Source organism: Streptosporangium brasiliense (genome assembly GCF_030811595.1).
GTDB classification, from domain to species: Bacteria; Actinomycetota; Actinomycetes; order Streptosporangiales; family Streptosporangiaceae; genus Streptosporangium; species Streptosporangium brasiliense.
Genome location: NZ_JAUSRB010000001.1, coordinates 78,195 through 93,596 on the forward strand (window position 1 = coordinate 78,195; position 15,402 = coordinate 93,596).

15 protein-coding genes are annotated in these 15,402 nt (G+C 72.2%); 9 read left to right on the top strand and 6 right to left on the bottom strand.

The annotated features are described in order from the left end of the window. Window positions 1-35: 35 nt before the first annotated feature. A complete protein-coding gene (locus J2S55_RS00350; RefSeq protein WP_306856460.1) occupies window positions 36-1,001 on the bottom strand; it encodes a LysR family transcriptional regulator in 966 nt (321 codons plus the stop codon). Between the two features lie 280 nt (window positions 1,002-1,281). Here J2S55_RS00350 and J2S55_RS00355 point away from each other — a divergent pair, with 280 nt between their 5' ends. After that, complete coding sequence (locus tag J2S55_RS00355; RefSeq protein WP_306856462.1) at window positions 1,282-1,860, top strand: YqgE/AlgH family protein; 579 nt, start codon at window positions 1,282-1,284, stop codon at window positions 1,858-1,860. Here the strand turns inward: J2S55_RS00355 and J2S55_RS00360 are convergent. Then, entirely contained in the window at window positions 1,821-2,492 is a 672-nt protein-coding gene (locus J2S55_RS00360; RefSeq protein ID WP_306856463.1) for a TetR family transcriptional regulator, read from the bottom strand. The genes J2S55_RS00355 and J2S55_RS00360 overlap by 40 nt on opposite strands. A 153-nt stretch (window positions 2,493-2,645) precedes the next feature. On the opposite strand from J2S55_RS00360, the gene J2S55_RS00365 reads away from it, so the two are divergent. After that, window positions 2,646-4,241 (top strand): MFS transporter, encoded by a 1,596-nt coding sequence (locus tag J2S55_RS00365; RefSeq protein ID WP_306856465.1) that lies wholly within the window; start codon window positions 2,646-2,648, stop codon window positions 4,239-4,241. 53 nt (window positions 4,242-4,294) lie between these two features. On the opposite strand, the gene J2S55_RS00370 is transcribed toward J2S55_RS00365, so the two are convergent. Further along, a complete protein-coding gene (locus tag J2S55_RS00370) occupies window positions 4,295-5,713 on the bottom strand; it encodes a cellulase family glycosylhydrolase (RefSeq protein ID WP_306856466.1) in 1,419 nt (472 codons plus the stop codon). A 256-nt stretch (window positions 5,714-5,969) separates the two neighbouring features. On the opposite strand from J2S55_RS00370, the gene J2S55_RS00375 reads away from it, so the two are divergent. The 6 genes from J2S55_RS00375 (at window position 5,970) to J2S55_RS00400 (ending at window position 12,287) form a co-directional block, all read left to right on the top strand. Then, a complete protein-coding gene (locus J2S55_RS00375) occupies window positions 5,970-6,461 on the top strand; it encodes a hypothetical protein (protein ID WP_306856467.1) in 492 nt (163 codons plus the stop codon). A gap of 10 nt (window positions 6,462-6,471) precedes the next feature. Then, window positions 6,472-6,726 carry a DUF3039 domain-containing protein gene (locus tag J2S55_RS00380; protein WP_306856468.1) on the top strand — a complete coding sequence of 85 codons (255 nt, stop codon included), beginning with the start codon at window positions 6,472-6,474 and terminating at the stop codon, window positions 6,724-6,726. A gap of 96 nt (window positions 6,727-6,822) precedes the next feature. Beyond that, on the top strand, window positions 6,823-7,761 hold the full coding sequence (locus tag J2S55_RS00385; RefSeq protein WP_306856469.1) for a zinc metalloprotease: 939 nt from the start codon (window positions 6,823-6,825) through the stop codon (window positions 7,759-7,761). Then, window positions 7,758-9,149, top strand: a complete 1,392-nt coding sequence (locus tag J2S55_RS00390) for an MFS transporter (protein WP_306856470.1) — start codon at window positions 7,758-7,760, stop codon at window positions 9,147-9,149. Before J2S55_RS00385 ends, J2S55_RS00390 begins: the two co-directional genes overlap by 4 nt. Before the next feature lie 98 nt (window positions 9,150-9,247). Beyond that, entirely contained in the window at window positions 9,248-10,348 is a 1,101-nt protein-coding gene (locus J2S55_RS00395) for a hypothetical protein (protein ID WP_306856471.1), read from the top strand. 187 nt (window positions 10,349-10,535) lie between these two features. Further along, entirely contained in the window at window positions 10,536-12,287 is a 1,752-nt protein-coding gene (locus J2S55_RS00400) for a DEAD/DEAH box helicase (protein WP_306856473.1), read from the top strand. 141 nt (window positions 12,288-12,428) lie between these two features. Here J2S55_RS00400 and J2S55_RS00405 read toward each other — a convergent pair whose 3' ends face one another. The 3 genes from J2S55_RS00405 to J2S55_RS00415 form a co-directional block, all read right to left on the bottom strand. Then, a complete protein-coding gene (locus J2S55_RS00405; protein ID WP_306856475.1) occupies window positions 12,429-13,001 on the bottom strand; it encodes a hypothetical protein in 573 nt (190 codons plus the stop codon). Between the two features lie 164 nt (window positions 13,002-13,165). Beyond that, on the bottom strand, window positions 13,166-13,738 hold the full coding sequence (locus J2S55_RS00410) for an isochorismatase family protein (protein ID WP_306856477.1): 573 nt from the start codon (window positions 13,736-13,738) through the stop codon (window positions 13,166-13,168). A 5-nt stretch (window positions 13,739-13,743) separates the two neighbouring features. Beyond that, window positions 13,744-15,030, bottom strand: a complete 1,287-nt coding sequence (locus J2S55_RS00415) for a nicotinate phosphoribosyltransferase (RefSeq protein WP_306858530.1) — start codon at window positions 15,028-15,030, stop codon at window positions 13,744-13,746. Window positions 15,031-15,091: 61 nt separating this feature from the next. Here J2S55_RS00415 and clpS point away from each other — a divergent pair, with 61 nt between their 5' ends. Continuing rightward, the gene (gene clpS / locus J2S55_RS00420) at window positions 15,092-15,361 is read left to right on the top strand and encodes an ATP-dependent Clp protease adapter ClpS (RefSeq protein ID WP_031159029.1); all 270 of its coding nucleotides are present in this window, start codon (window positions 15,092-15,094) and stop codon (window positions 15,359-15,361) included. The last annotated feature ends 41 nt before the right edge of the window (window positions 15,362-15,402 follow it).

The following is a 15,402-nucleotide window of genomic DNA, read 5'->3' on the forward strand; positions in this document are numbered from 1 at the left end:
TCCTATGGACATGGATCACCGCGGCGGAACGGAGATCACTGCGGCGGATGGGGCGGCTGCCCGTTGCGTTTGATCCAGCACGCGTATGCGGGGGCTTTCAGCGCCTCACTCCAGTACGCGCGCATCACGCTGCTCACGAGCGGCACCGCGCTGTCGGCCAGCGGGCCGTACTGGGTCCATCCGATGATGTGACGGAAGACCAGGGGCGTGTCCACCAGCGGGCGCACGGCGATCCCCGCCCGCCCCTGATGGGTCGCCTGGAACATCGCCACGCACCGGCCCGCCCTGACCAGGTCGTAGGCGAGGTTGGCGTTGAGGGAGAACGAGACGCGGGGCACGAAACCGCGTTCGGCGCAGGCCGCCCAGAAATGCTCGCGGTAGCCGAACTCCACCTGAGGGGGCATCGCCCACTCCTCCTCGGCCAGGTCCGCCAGCTCGATCTCCTCGCACCGGGCCAGCGGATGGGAGGCCGCCACGCCCACGAAGATCGGTTCGGTGGCCGGGACCTCGTAGATCACGCCTGGTGGGGGCAGCAGCTCGTAGCCCGGATAGTCGCCCAGGACGGCCAGCTCCAGCCGTCCGGCCGAAAGGAGCGCGGGCAGGACGTCCATGCACTCCTCGGTCCGGATGGTGAGGTCGGCGTGGGGCGCCAGGTCGTACAGGCAGTTGCTGATGTGGCCGGCGATGGAGGTGTTCCCGCATCCAAGCCGGATCACCGGCTTGCCCGTCCCCCGCTCGACGCGGTGGCGGGCGTCGCGCTGCAACGTGCCGAACGCGTGCAGCAGCGAGCCGGAGCGGTCGAGGAGCCAGGCGCCCAGCGGCGTCGGGCGGCTGCCCTCGTGGACCCGCTCGAACAGGCGCCCCCCGATCATGCGCTCGATCCGTTGCAACTGGCCGGCCAGAGAGGGCTGGGACAGCCCGAGGGAGGAGGCGGCCTTGGAGATGCTGCCGTATTCGGCTATGGCATGGATGACCCGAAGATGACGTACTTCCAAGTCCATGGAGGGATGATAGGAAAAATCAAAATGCAGATAAACGTGAAAGTCGATACACGTTTCAGTGGCGGTTTTTCCCGGCCCGGTGGTGCGTAAGGTCAAGGGGATTTCCCGGCCCGGTGATGTGTGAGGCCGAGAGGAATGGAGCGGTGGGTTCCTCCGGATCGGTCGCAATTGCCGCATAAAGTCGCTGCCCGTGCGCTCTGGGTAACATGCCGGGAGATCTTGGAGATCTGTGGCCGGGGTGGAGCAGCGCGAGGTGGGCCCGACCCCTCATGATGGAGGTATGGCGGAGGCGATCTACGTCGGTGGTCTGCTGGTGGCGACACCGCAACTCGACGATCCCAACTTCCGGCGCAGCGTGGTCCTGGTCCTGGAGCACGACCACGACGGCGGCACGCTGGGCGTGGTGCTCAACCGGCCCAGCGACATCTCGGTGACGCAGGTGCTGCCGACCTGGGACGCCATGGTGACCGGCCCGCCCGTGCTGTTCCAGGGCGGCCCCGTGCAGACCGACAGCGCCCTGGCCCTGGCCGCCGTCCCGAGCGGGCAGGAGCCCCTCGGCTGGCGGCGGCTGCACGCGGGCACCGCGGCGGTCTCCCGGCTCGGCACCGTCGACCTCGACGCCCCGCCGGAGATCCTCGCCGGGGAGATCGCCCAGATGCGGATCTTCGCCGGATACGCCGGCTGGACCGCGGGGCAGCTGGAGGCCGAGATCGGCGAGGGCGCCTGGTACGTCGTGGACTCCGAGCCCGGCGACACCTTCCACCATGACCCCGGGTCGCTGTGGCGGGCCGTGCTCCGCCGCCAGCGGGGCGAGCTCGCCTACGTGGCGACCTGCCCGGACGATCCCTCGATGAACTGAGGGCCCTGGCGGGCGCGGTCCCAGCCGGGGCGCATCGAGCGCTCGGCCATGGCCAGCATCGCCTCCAGGCGCCGGGCCAGCGCGGAGAGGTCGTAGCCGCCGTCGGGCGCGCAGAACTCGAAGCCGATCCGGGTCACACTGGTGAAGAGCGCGACGACGAAGTTGGCCAGGAGGTCGTCGCGGTCGGCGCTCTCGCGCCGGGCGACCTCGGCGACCAGCCGCCGCTCGTGCTCCATCATCCGCCGCACGCTCCCGGCCAGCAGCGCGGGGGTGCCGTCGATCAGCTCACGCGCTTTGAGGAACCTGGTCCGGTCGGCAAGATCCCCCTCCTCTAACATGGTGACCATCGCGCGCAGGGCATGGCTGAGCGCGGTGAACGGCGGTTCCTCCGCGGGCCGGGCGGTCAGCTCGGCGAGCATGACCTCGACGCCGTCGAGCGGCAGGGAGAGCGCGACGTCCTCCTTGGTCGCGAAATAGCGGAAGAACGTGCGGGGCGAGACGTCCACGGCGGCCGCGATCTGGTCGACGGTCGTGGCCTCGTACCCCTGCTCCGCGAACAGGTCGAGGGCGGCGTCGACCAGCGCCAGTCTCGTCTTCTGTTTCTTGCGCTCCCGTAGGCCGGGTCGACTCATGCATGTCACCCCTTCGAAACGTATAGTTCACAGTCTGCCATATGTCATGACATGACTCTTAAAATGATTTGTCATATGTCAGGGACTGCCATAAATTACCTCAGGTTGACACGCCTCAAGCGGGGGCGATCAGACTCACGAGGGGACCCTTCCATGGCAGACGCCAAGACGGTGGCCGCACCGCCGCCGCCAGATCCCGGCACGTCGTCGAGGCAGGGGCACCCGTGGCTCACGCTCCTCTCGGTGTCGCTCGGTGTGATCATGGTGATGCTCGACGGCACCGTCGTCGCCATCGCCAACCCGGTGATCGCCCAGGACCTCAAGGCATCCCTTGCCGACCTGCAGTGGGTGACCAGCGGCTACCTGCTCGCGCTCGCCGTGTTCCTGATCACCGCGGGCAAGCTCGGCGACCTGTTCGGCCATAAGAGGATCTTCCTGGTGGGCGTCGCCGGTTTCGCGCTCACCTCGCTCGCGATCGGCCTCAGCTCCTCGGTCGGCATGCTGATCGGGCTGCGCGTGCTCCAGGGCCTGTTCGGCGCGCTGCTGCAGCCGGCCGCCCTCGCGCTGCTGCGGGTGGCCTTCCCCGGCGAGCGGCTGAAGATGGCGATGGGCGCCTGGGGCGGCATCATCGGCCTGTCCAGCGCCGCCGGCCCGATCGTCGGCGGCCTGCTGGTCGAGCACGTGAGCTGGCAGTCGGTCTTCTTCATCAACGTCCCCGTGGGCGTCGTGGCCATGGCCATGGGCCTGTGGGTGCTCAGCGAGAGCAGGGCGCAGACCCTGTCGAAGGTCGACTGGCTGGGCGTCGTGCTGCTGTCGGGTGCGATGTTCGCCCTGGTCTGGGCCATCATCAAGGCTCCCGACTGGGGCTGGGGCGACCCGCTGACCATCGGCTTCCTGGCCGCGGCCGTGCTGATCGGCGCCGTGTTCGTGTGGTGGCAGGCCCGGGTCGCCGAGCCGCTCCTGCCGCTGAGCCTCTTCAGCAACGCCTCGGTCTCCATCGGCACCGGCCTGATGATGCTCGTCGCGTTCTCCATGTTCGGCGCGATGTTCTTCCTCACCTTCTTCTTCCAGGGCGTGCACGGGCTCACGCCCCTGGAGTCCGGCCTGCGGATGCTGCCGATGAGCGCGGGAATGATCGTCGCCTCGCCGCTGGCCGCCGTGCTCATCGGCAAGCTCGGCACCAAGATCACTATCGCGGGTGGCATGCTGGTCACAGCCCTGGCGATGTTCCTGATGTCCAGGCTCAGCCTCGACGCCGCGTTCATGGACAGCGGCATCCCGTTCGTCCTGCTGGCCTTCGGGCTCTCGCCGGTCTTCGTCGGCGCCACCGAGATCATCGTCGGCAACGCGCCCGAGGACCTCAGCGGCGTCGCGGGCGGCATCCAGCAGTCCGCCATGCAGGTCGGCGGCGCGCTCGGCACGGCCATCCTCGGCGCGATCGTGTCGGCGCGGGTGGCCGACGTCTACCCCGGCCACTGGGCGGACGCCAAGCTCCCGCCGCTCCCGGCCGAGCAGGTCGACGGGCTGAAGGAACTGGCGACCTTCGGCGGGGCGCCTTCGGCCCAGATGATGCCCGGCGTGCCCGAGCAGGTCGTCCAGGGCATCGCCGGCGTCTCACACCTGTCCTTCCTGGACGGCATGCACCTCGGCTTCCTGGTCAGCACGGGCGTCGCGGTCCTCGCGGCCGTGCTCGCCCTGTTCGTCAAGGCGGGCCGCAAGTCCGAGGACGGCCCCATCCACATGGGCTGACCCATCCCGTCACCGTACGGCTCCCGCCATCGCCTGGCGGGAGCCGTACCCGTTCACGCGGGTGTGACCGTGAGCGTCTGCGTGCCCGAGGCGGGGGTCGTCACGGTGAGGATCCGCCGGTCGGGGTCCCAGGTGGAGGACAGGGCCCCGGTGACCCTGCCGCCCCGCGGGAACTCGTCGGCGGGCAGGTAGACCTCGGTCGGGCCGGTCCCGTTGGCGTCGAAGCGGACGGTCAGCGAGTGGGACGCGCGGTCGTAGGCGACCTGCCGGGGGACGCCCCCGATCGCCCTCGGGTACGGCCTGGCGTAGACGGGCACGAGCGGGCCCGGGGCTCCCTTGCCGTCGTAGGGGCCCCAGGGCCCCGGGTCGCGCGACCAGTAGGCCCGGCCCATGCCGAGCTCGTCGGTCACCTCCAGCATCCGCTCCACCAGTTCGACGGCGCCCGGCCGGGTGGTGTCGAGGCCGAACTCGCCCAGGATGACCGGCCCGTCCTGGCGCTCGGCGAGGCGGAGCATGTTCGAGCGCCACCAGCCGAGCGTGGTGTCGGTCCACTCGCGGGCGGCGCCCACGTAGTCCTCGCCGAGGTCCAGCGGGAGCGGGTAGATGTGCGGGGCCAGGCCGATCCGCGGCTCGCCCGCCCGCGGGTCCTCGAACCGGGGCAGGCCGCTGGGCAGGCCCCAGTTGACCCCGACCGCCTGCGGCTCCACGAAGATCCAGTTGTCCTGGTCGATGCTCCGGATCTGCGCGATCGTGCGGCGGTAGAGCTCGGCCAGCGGCCCGTTCTCGAACGCCGCGCCCTGCACCGCGCCGCCCCACGGCTCGTTCATCAGGTCGTAGCCGATGACCGCCGGGTCGTCCTTGAAGTGTTCGGCCACCGCCCGCCAGGCCCTGGCGTAGTGGTCCATCAGCTCGGGGTGCTCGCCGGTGGTGTTCCAGAAGTGGTCGAAGGCCCGCATGACGCCGGGGTCGAGGTAGTACAGCTCCCAGGTGTCGTGTGCGCGGGCGACCGGCAGGCCGTCGGTGTGGGTGGCCCACCCGGGAGCGCCGTTGCCCGCGTGCCCGTCGGGGGTGACGCGGTCGCCCCACAGGTCCTGGTGCATGTCGAGCATGACGTGGTAGCCCCGCTTGGCGTACCAGCCGACCCGCTCAGCCACTTTCTCCAGATATTTCGTGTCATAGACGCCGGGAGATGGCTCGACGGCCCGCCACTGGATCAGGAACCTGACGAAGTTCGTGCCCATCGCCCGGTACTCGGTCTCGACGTCCGCCTCGGTCAGCTCGGGCAGCGCGTCCGGGGTGCTCTTGGCGCTGCTCGCGGTGTTGAAGCCGTGCAGCGTCAGCGCCCGTCCCCGGTCGTCGGTGACGTATCGCGGGACCCGCTCGGGCGCGTCGCCCCGGGCGACCGAGGCCACCCCGCCCGCCGCGGCGACGGCCAGGGCCAGCCCCGCGACGGCCAGCCGCGGGCGCCTCATCGGGGCGTCCTTCCGGTGGCGGCCGGGGGCCGGTGGCCGGTGGTGCCCGTTCCGTCGGGGGCCCGTCCTGCGACGGCCGGCCGTGGGTGCCTCATCCGGATGCCTCCATCTCCCCGCCGTCTTCCAGGGCTGTGCCGCGCGTCCCGGCACGGCGGACGGGGACGCGGCGGGACCCGGTGGAGCCCGGCGCACGGGATGCGGCGGCCCCCGGATCCGGGTCTTTCACGGGAATCGGTTGGGCGCTAGCCTGCCGAACATGAGCATTGTTCGCAATAGCCTGCCGACGGTCGTTACCTTGCTGATCGTCTCGGCGTTCGGGGTGTTCGGCGCCGGCCTCGCCACCGCCGCCGGCTATCTCGCCGTGCCCTCCGCCGTGGGCCTGCCGTACGGCCTGCCCGGCCTGCGGGCGGTCCCGCTCGGCGAGACCGGCTGGCCTCTCACGCTCACCGAGAACCTCGCCGCCCTGGCCCTGGCCGGAGTGGTCGCCTGGGTGACCACCCACCGGCGGGGCGGGGCCGTGCGGGCCTTCTTCGCCGGCTGGGGCGCCTTCGTCCTGGGCGCGCTGGTGGCCAACCTGCTGCGCGCGGTCGTCATCTCCCAGACCGTCGAGGCCGGTCCCGGCGCCTACGCCGGGCTGCTGCTGGGGGCCCTGGCCGCCGGGCTGCTCTGGGGCGCCGCGCTGGGCTGGACGGCCGGGGCCGCGGCCGTGGCGAGCGTCGGCGCGGGGACCGCGGTGGTGCGGGCATAAAATCGACAGGGTGAACACGAAGATTCTCCCTGAGAGCGATATCCGGCCCGACCTGTCGTTCGGCGACGGCGACCACGAGCGGTTCGCCCACTACGCCGACAAAGACAAGATCATGGAGAGCGCGTTCAGCGGCACTCCGGTCCGCGCGATCTGCGGCAAGGTCTGGGTGCCCAACCGCGACCCGCAGAAGTTCCCGGTCTGCCCCGAGTGCAAGGAGATCTACGAGGGGCTGCCCAAGGGCGAGGACAACAACGACAACAAGTGAGTGTTGTTCGTGGGTGATCGCCACCGATGAGGTTACGGTCGGGATGCCGCTGGGGAGCGGCAGTCGACCAGCAGATGTGACCTGTCGGGGGAGTTCATGGCTCGGCGTGCGATCGCCGCTATTTTGGCATGCCTGTTCACAGCGGGCGCCGCTCCCGCCGCCCCGGCGTCCGCTGTGGCCGAGTCGCCGGAGTCCCTGGAGTCCCAGGGGTCGCCGGGGTGCGCGAGGGCGCTCCGGGCCGCGACCCCCGGACGCGGGCCCGAGCCGCGCGCGCCGGACCCGGCGCAGGTCGCGGAGATGCTCGCCGATCTGAGACGGCGCCTGTCGGGGATGCGCCGCGGGCCCTGGACCCCGATCACGGTCCCCACCCAGGTGCATGTCATCGCCGCCGGCCCCCTGGGGGCCCAGGACGCCGCGGTGCGCAGCCAGATCGCCACACTCAACGCCGCCTACGCCGGCCGGTACGGCGGGGTCGACACCGGGATCCAGTTCCGCCTCGACAACCTGACCCGGACCGACAACGTCGCCTGGTTCCGGGAGCCGCTCTCCTACGAGGCGCAGATAAAGAAGGCGCGCAAGGGCGGCGCGGAGACCCTCAACCTCTATGTCGCCCAGCTCAGCCAGCTCGTGCTCGGCTACTCCACCTACCCCTACTGGTACAAGAACGAGCCCCAGCTCGACGGCGTGGTCATCGACTGGCGCAGCCTGCCCGGCGGGTCGCTGCGCAACTTCGACCGGGGATACACCGGGGTCCACGAGATCGGCCACTGGCTCGGGCTGCTGCACACCTTCGAGAACGGCTGCCAGTCACCGGGTGACGGGATCGACGACACCGTGCCGGAGGGCACGCCCACCGAGGGCTGTCCGGCCGGCAAGGACAGCTGCAAGGGCGGCGACCCCGACCCGATCCACAACTTCATGGACTACTCCCACGACCACTGCATGTCGGAGTTCACCACCGGTCAGGCGGCCCGGATGCACGAGATGTGGTCGACGTACCGTGCCCCGGAGCCGGACACTACGCTTGACGGGTGACAGCACCGAAGACACTTGACGCTCCATACGGATCCCCCCGGATCTTCGGTCCCGAATACCGCACGGCCTCCCTGGGCATCCTGCTCGTCGTCACCCTGATCGCCTTCGAGGGCATGTCGATCGGCGCGGTGATGCCCGCGGTCTCCAAGGATCTCGACGCGCTCGACCTGTACGGCATGAGCTTCTCGGCCTTCCTCATCTCCGGCCTGCTCGCCAACGTCGTCGCCGGCCTCTGGTCGGACCGGCGGGGACACGCCCTGCCCTTCCTGCTCGGCGTGGGCCTGTTCGTGCTCGGCATGGCCCTGGCGGGCGCCGCCGGATCCAAGGAACTCTTCATCGTGGCGCGCGCCGTACAGGGGCTGGGCGGCGGTGCGGTCATCGTGGCCATCTACGTGATGATCGTGCGGGTCTACGTCTCCGAGGCCAGGCCCAAGGTGTTCGCCGCCCTGTCGGCCGCCTGGGTGCTGCCCGCGCTGGTCGGCCCCGGCATCGGCGGCCTCATCGCCCAGACGCTCGGATGGCGCTGGGTCTTCTTCGGGATCGTGCCGCTGGTGATCCCGGCCATGCTGATGCTCCTGCCCGCGCTGCGCGGCGGCGAGGCCCCGGCCCCGACCCCGGAGGCGGCCGGCCCCCGGTCCCGGCCGCTGGCGATGACCCTGGCGGCGATGGCCACGGCCGGTGGCGCCGGGGCGCTGCTGTACGGCGTGGACCGGCTGCACACCACCCCGGTCCCCGGCGGGATCGCCGCCGCCGCCGGACTGGTCGCGCTGGCCGTGGGCCTGCCCCGGCTGTTGCCGCCGAAGGCGCTCAGGTTCGGCCGCGGCCTGCCCACCACGGTCATGATGCGCGGCGTGCTCTCCTCGGCGTTCTTCGGGGTCAACGCCTTCATCCCGCTGTTGCTCACCGAGGTGTCCGGCCTGTCGGTCGCGCAGGCCGGCGTCGCCCTCACCACGGGCGCCCTGGGCTGGACCACCGGCTCCTACCTGCAGAGCCGCCGCGAATACGACCGCCCCCGGCTGGTACGGCTCGGCGCCGCCGCGGTCACCACCGGCATCCTGCTGACGATGCTCGCGCTCGTGCCCGGCGTCACCGGCTGGGTCACCGTGCCCGCCTGGGTCGTCGCCGGATTCGGCATGGGCATCGGCGTCACCAGCGTCAGCGTCACCGCGATGCGCCAGTCGCCCGACGCGGAACAGGGCGCCAACTCCGCTGCTCTCCAGGTCGTCGACACCCTGGGCGGCGCGCTCACGATCGGCGTCGGCGGCGTGCTGATCAACCTGATCGGCCACGACGACATCGCCACCGGCTACACCACGATCGCCGCCCTCATGGCGGCCATAGGACTGCTCGGAGTGATCGTCGCCGTGCGCATGCGGGACGTCTCCTGACTCATCGGTCACTCACGTAACCACGATCACCTATAGCCGGACCGCGCCCCGGGAGGCATGGTAGGACGGTATGACCGTGACCACCGGGAGGAGTCGTCGTGGACGAGCGCCCTCACCGAGCGCGGCCACCGGAGGACCCCGGGCGTGAGACCGGGCGCCGGGTGTGGCCCCCGGAGGGGGCCGGGCGCGGTGGCCGCCGCGCCCGGCCGGCCGAGGATCTCAGGCGCGACGACGGGCGCGCGGCGCCGCCCCTGGAGGAGGCCGGGCACGGGGGGCAGCACCGGGCGCGTCCGCGGCAGGAGCCCGAGCGCGGCTCCCGGCGGCGGGCGCGGCCGTCGGAGGGCGGTGCCGGACCGGCCTGGGCCGCCGGGGAGGAGCCGGAGCGGGGCGGCGCGTGGACATGGCCCGCCGAGGAGCCGGAGCGCGGCGGCCGGCGGCGGGCGCGGCCCGTGGACGGGCCGGGGCGTGGCGGCGGGCGGCCCTGGGCCGCCGAGGAGGCGGAGCCCGGCTCCCCGCGGGCCCGGCCGGTGGGAGAGCCGGAAGACGGTGGCGGGCGGGGGTCCGCGGTGGGCGTGCCACCTGACGACCTCCCGCCTTCGGCCCGCTGGTACGGCACGCCGGCCGCCCCGCCCCGCAGCCGGCTCCCGGGCCGCCTCCGACGCCGCCTGCTCGCCCTGACCGCCCTGGCGGCCGGGGCCGGAACCGTCGCCGTCGCGGCCGTCGTCCTGGCCCCCCGGGTCCTGCCCGCCGCCCCGCCGCCCGCCGTGGTGAGCGACCGCCTCGCGGGCGTGGGATACCCGCTGCCCGAGGGCTGGCGGGCGGGCACGGTGCCGCCGGTCACCGAGTTCACCGCGGTGGCGGGCCGCGGCGGGGAGGCGACGGTGATGTCCAGGCCCGCGGAGCCGGTGACCGACGTGCGCAAGGCGACGGTGGAGCTGGCCGACATCTACGCCCGGCTCCTGCTCCACGGCGACGAGGTCGAGGTCGTCGACGACCGGGCGGTCACGGTGGGCGGGCGGAGCGGCCACAGCCGCGCCCTGCGGGCCGAGTATCGAGACGTCGTCAACCGCCCGGCCTATCTCCGTGTGGTGTTTCTCACCGGCGCCGGGGGACGGCCGGTCGTCGTGGTCGGCATGGCCCAGCCCGACGACCCCCGGCTGCGGGCCGAGATCGACACGGTGATCTCCGGGGTCCGTTAGGCGTGACGGCGGCCCGCTCCCGCGCGCCCGGCGGGCGTCCGCGGCAGGGCGTCGGGGGGACGGCGGGAGGCCCCGGGGGGCGCGGCCGTACGCGGCCGGGAGACCTCTAGCACGCGGAGGTGACCTTGGCGAGCATCTCGCCGGATCGGCACGTCTTGTCGGCGACTCAGATTACCCTGGGGACACTGTGAGCACTTTCGCCGCATCCCACCTGTCCCCCTCGTACCCCGAACGTGCCGCCTGGGGCACCGCGCCGAAGCTCCGCGCCTGGCAGCAGGAGGCATTCGACCTCTACTCCAGACGTGAGCCGCGCGACTTCCTCGCGGTCGCCACGCCCGGTGCGGGCAAGACGACCTTCGCGCTGCGCATCGCCAGCGAGCTCCTGTCGCGAGGGATCGTCCGGGCTGTGACGATCGTCACACCCACCGAACATCTCAAGCAGCAGTGGGCCGACGCCGCCTCCAGGGTCGGCATCGCCATCGACCCCGAGTTCAAGAACAGCCAGGGCGCGACCTCTCGCGACTACGTCGGCGTGGCCGTCACCTACGCCCAGATCTCGATGCACCCGGCGCTGCACCGCGCCCGGACCGAGGCGCGCAAGACGCTCGTCATCTTCGACGAGATCCACCACGCGGGCGACGCGAAGTCCTGGGGCGACGGCGTGCGCGAGGCGTTCGAGCCCGCCGCGCGGCGCCTGGCGCTGACCGGCACGCCGTTCCGGTCCGACGTCAACCCGATCCCGTTCGTCACCTACATGGAAGACGGCGAGGGCATCCGGCGCAGCGTCTCCGACTACTCCTACGGCTATGGCCCGGCGCTCGCCGACGGCGTCGTCCGGCCGGTCATCTTCCTCGCCTACGCGGGCGAGATGCGCTGGCGGACCCGCGCGGGCGACGAGATCGCCGCGACCCTCGGCACCCCGCTCACCAAGGACCAGCTCGGCCAGGCGTGGAAGGCGGCGCTCGACCCCAAGGGCGACTGGATCCGGCAGGTGCTCCACGCGGCGGACCGGCGGCTGACCGAGGTGCGCAGGGGCGTCCCCGACGCGGGCGCCCTGGTCATCGCCACCGACCACGAGACCGCCCGCGCCTACGCCAAGCACATCCGCGCCATCACCGGGGAGGGCGCCACGGTCGTGCTCTCCGACGACCCCGAGGCGTCGAAGAAGATCAAGCAGTTCTCCGCGTCCCAGGACCGCTGGCTGGTGGCGGTCCGGATGGTCTCCGAGGGCGTCGACATCCCCCGCCTGGCCGTCGGGGTCTACGCCACGAGCACCTCGACCCCGCTGTTCTTCGCCCAGGCCGTCGGCCGTTTCGTCCGGGCCCGCAAGCGCGGCGAGACCGCCTCGGTGTTCCTGCCCTCGGTGCCCACCCTGATGGGGCTGGCCGGGGAGATGGAGGCCGAGCGCGACCACGTGCTCGACCGCAGCCTTCCGGAGGAGGGCCTCGACGACTTCCTGCTCGACGACGCCCAGCGCAAGAAGGACAACCCCGACGTCCTGGGGGACGAGCTGCCCTTCGAGACGCTGGAGGCGGTCGCCACCTTCGACCGGGTGCTCTTCGACGGCGGCGAGTTCGGCACCGCCGCCGAGCCTGGTTCCCCCGAGGAGGAAGACTTCCTCGGCCTGCCCGGCCTGCTGGAGCCCGACCAGGTGCGGACCCTGCTGAGCAAGCGCCAGTCCGACCAGCTCAAGGCCAAGCGGAACCGCCCCGAGCCCAAGGAGCCCCAGCTCGCTCCGCACGAGCTCATCGCCAACCTGCGCAGGGAGCTCAACGGGCTGGTCGGCGCGTGGAACCACCGCACCGGCCAGCCCCACGGCGTCATCCACGCCGAGCTCCGCCGGGCCTGTGGCGGCCCGGCCATCGCGCAGGCCACCGCCGAGCAGGTCCAGGAGCGGATCGACAAGATCCGCCACTGGGCCACCCAGCGGTCGCACTAGCCGCCGCCCCGCGGCGGACGCGGGCTCCGGGAGCCGGAAGGCGGCCCTGGAGCACCGATGGGCGCGTGCCCGTTCGGCTCAGGGAGGCTCGGGGGGGGCAGCTCAGGGAGACTCGGGGGGCAGCTCAGGGAGACTCGGGGGTCAGCTCAGGGAGATCGGCCGTCCGGTCCGGCCGTCGATGGCCCGGAACGCCCCCTTGCCGGGCAGCGGCGGCGCCAGGCGCACCTCCACCGAGGCCATCCCGTCCGCCACGCTCACCGGGAGCCTCCGGGCGCCGGCGGGCCGGTGCCTCATCGGCCCCTCATGCAGCCAGACCTTGACGTCCCGCCGGTCGCGGCGCAGGACGACGGTCGCGGTGTCGCACTCGTCCGCCACGGCCGTCCAGCGGAACGTCACGGCGCGCAGGTCGCCCTGGCTCCGGGCCGGTCGAGCCTGCTCGGGGGAGGGCAGCCGGGCGGCGCAGGCCGTCGCGCGCCCGGCCGGCTCCGCCGCCGGGGCGGTCATGGCCGGGGGCCGGGCGGCCGGGGCGGTCATGGCCGGGGGGTGGGCGGCCGGGGTGGACGGGGTCCGGGTGGTGCTGTGGACCCAGAGCGTGGTCACCTCCAGTCCGGCCAGCGCGACCACGCTGCCCAGCCGGGTCGCGCCGTTGCCGCGTATCAGCAGCCACAGACACAGGGGAGCCAGGATCAGCCATGAGACACCGAGCACGAGCATGGACGGTCACCACCGTGAGATCAGAGGATTACGACTCTCCGTAATACTCTTATCGCATCGGGTAGCGACCGTCTTGGAAGTTTCATGACCGGCCTGTAGGCCCTTCCGGGACCGTGCCGTCGGGGTCGGGGCCGATCGATCCGGCCGGGGCCGTACGGCCGGAGTCAGGAACGGACCACCGGCTCGCCGCTGAGGCCGGCCCCGGCGGCGCCGAGCTCGGCCAGCGCGGCCTCCGTGGTCGACCTGGCCACCCCGGCGGTCAGGTCCAGCAGCACCCGCACGGCCAGGCCGTTGCGGACCGCGTCCAGGGCGGTGGCGCGCACGCAGTGGTCGGTGGCGATGCCGACGATGTCCACCGCGCTCACCTGGCGCCGGGCGAGCCAGTCGGCCAGGCCCGTCCCGTCGGGGGCGCTGCCCTCGAAGCCGCTGTAGGCGGCGGCGCGGGCGCCCTTGCTGAACACCTCCTCCACCTTGGCGGTGTCGAAGGCGGGGTGGAACTCCGCGCCCGAGGTCCCGGCCACGCAGTGGGCGGGCCAGGAGCCGACGTAGTCGGGCTCGGCGGCGAAGTGGTCGCCGGGGTCGACGTGGAAGTCACGGGTGGCCACGACATGGTCGTAGTCGTGCGAGGCGGCGTGCCGGGAGATGGCCGCGGCGACCTCGGCGCCGCCGCCCACCGGCAGGCTGCCGCCCTCGCAGAAGTCGTTCTGGACATCGACGATGATCAGTGCGGTTGCCATGAAGGCTAGTCAAACACGGTCGGAATGGCGGCGTAGCCCCGGGACAGCTGGTGGGCCTCGGCGGGGAGCTCGGCGACGGTCTCGCGGTGCCGGAGGCGGGCCGCCTCCAGCTCCTCCCGGCCGACGACCTCGCCGCCGCGGACCAGCTCGACCTGGAGCGGGCGGCTGTCGGCGGGGCGGTCGCCGGAGACGGTGACCAGCTCGGTGAGCGCCGTGCCCGCCGGGTCGAGCTGCCGGAAGGCGTTCTTGCGCCCGCCCCGGCTGGGCTTGCCCACCGATCTCTTGGCCACCGGCTGCACGATCCCCTCGGCGTCCTCCCGGGCGACGAGCTTGTAGACCAGCGCGGCCGTCGGCACGCCGGACCCGGTGACCAGCGAGGTGCCGACGCCGTAGGCGTCCACCGGGGCGGCCGACAGCGCCGCGATGGCGTACTCGTCCAGGTCGCTGGTGACGAGGATCCGGGTCTTGTCGGCGCCCAGCGAGTCGAGCTGCCCGCGGACGGCGTGGGCGACCTCGGCCAGGTCGCCGGAGTCGAGGCGGACGGCCCCCAGGTCGGGGCCCGCCAGCTCCACGCCGGCCCGTACGGCCTCGGCCACGTCGTAGGTGTCCACCAGCAGCGTGGTGCCCTCGCCGAGCGAGTCGATCTGGGCCTGGAAGGCGTGCCGCTCCGAGTCGTGCAGCAGGGTGAAGGCGTGGGCGGCGGTCCCGGCGGTCGGCACGCCGTACAGGTGACCGGCCATCAGGTTGGAGGTGAAGGCGAACCCGCTCAGGTAGGCGGCCCGCGCGGCGGCCACGGCCGCCACCTCGTGGGTGCGCCGCGAGCCCATCTCGATGAGTGGCCTGGATCCGGCGGCGCGGACCATCCGGGAGGCCGCGGTGGCGATGGCGCAGTCGTGGTTGAGGATCGACAGCAGCACCGTCTCCAGCAGCACGGCCTCGGCGAAGGTGCCCTCCACGGTCAGGATGGGGGACCCGGGGAAGTAGCACTCGCCCTCGCGGTAGCCGTACAGGTCGCCGGAGAAGCGGTAGCCGGCGAGGAAGTCCAGGGTGGGGGCGTCGACCACCCGGTTGTCACGGAGGAAGGCGAGCTCCTCGTCGCCGAACCGGAAGTTCTCCAGCGCCTCCAGCACGCGGCCGGTCCCGGCGACCACCCCGTATCGCCGCCCTCCGGGCAGGTGCCGGGCGAACACCTCGAACACCGTCCGTCGTGCGGCCGCTCCGCTGCGCAGCGCCGCCTGCACCATTGTCAGCTCATAGTGATCTGTCAGCAACGCCCTGCTCATGCTCGTCATCACGAGTCGAAGACTAAGCCCGCGGTAGGGCAGACTGGTGTATGTGGGTAGCACCGCTCCAATGGAGGTCGAGCGTCCGTCAATCGACGTCCGGCCCGATCTGCCGTGGCTGACGATCGTCTGGAACGACCCGGTCAACCTGATGTCCTACGTCACGTATGTCTTCCAGTCCGTCTTCGGTTACTCGAAGGAGAAGGCGGAGAAGCTGATGCTCGACGTGCACCAGAAGGGCAGGGCCGTGGTCTCCAGCGGCACCCGCGAGGAGATGGAGCGCGACGTGCAGATCATGCACTCCTACGGTCTGTGGGCCACCGTGCAGCGGGATTCATGAGCGGCGGACGCGGCGGGACCCGTCCGGCGCCCCGTCCCGCG

Excerpts from the sequence above, each read along its gene's own strand:
- J2S55_RS00350 (WP_306856460.1), bottom strand. The coding sequence starts at position 1,001 with ATGGACTTGGAAGTACGTCATCTTCGGGTCATCCATGCCATAGCCGAA.
- J2S55_RS00355 (WP_306856462.1), top strand. The coding sequence starts at position 1,282 with ATGGCGGAGGCGATCTACGTCGGTGGTCTGCTGGTGGCGACACCGCAA.
- J2S55_RS00360 (WP_306856463.1), bottom strand. The coding sequence starts at position 2,492 with ATGAGTCGACCCGGCCTACGGGAGCGCAAGAAACAGAAGACGAGACTG.
- J2S55_RS00365 (WP_306856465.1), top strand. The coding sequence starts at position 2,646 with ATGGCAGACGCCAAGACGGTGGCCGCACCGCCGCCGCCAGATCCCGGC.
- J2S55_RS00370 (WP_306856466.1), bottom strand. The coding sequence starts at position 5,713 with ATGAGGCGCCCGCGGCTGGCCGTCGCGGGGCTGGCCCTGGCCGTCGCC.
- J2S55_RS00375 (WP_306856467.1), top strand. The coding sequence starts at position 5,970 with ATGAGCATTGTTCGCAATAGCCTGCCGACGGTCGTTACCTTGCTGATC.
- J2S55_RS00385 (WP_306856469.1), top strand. The coding sequence starts at position 6,823 with ATGGCTCGGCGTGCGATCGCCGCTATTTTGGCATGCCTGTTCACAGCG.
- J2S55_RS00405 (WP_306856475.1), bottom strand. The coding sequence starts at position 13,001 with ATGCTCGTGCTCGGTGTCTCATGGCTGATCCTGGCTCCCCTGTGTCTG.
- J2S55_RS00410 (WP_306856477.1), bottom strand. The coding sequence starts at position 13,738 with ATGGCAACCGCACTGATCATCGTCGATGTCCAGAACGACTTCTGCGAG.
- J2S55_RS00415 (WP_306858530.1), bottom strand. The coding sequence starts at position 15,030 with ATGACGAGCATGAGCAGGGCGTTGCTGACAGATCACTATGAGCTGACA.
- clpS (WP_031159029.1), top strand. The coding sequence starts at position 15,092 with ATGGAGGTCGAGCGTCCGTCAATCGACGTCCGGCCCGATCTGCCGTGG.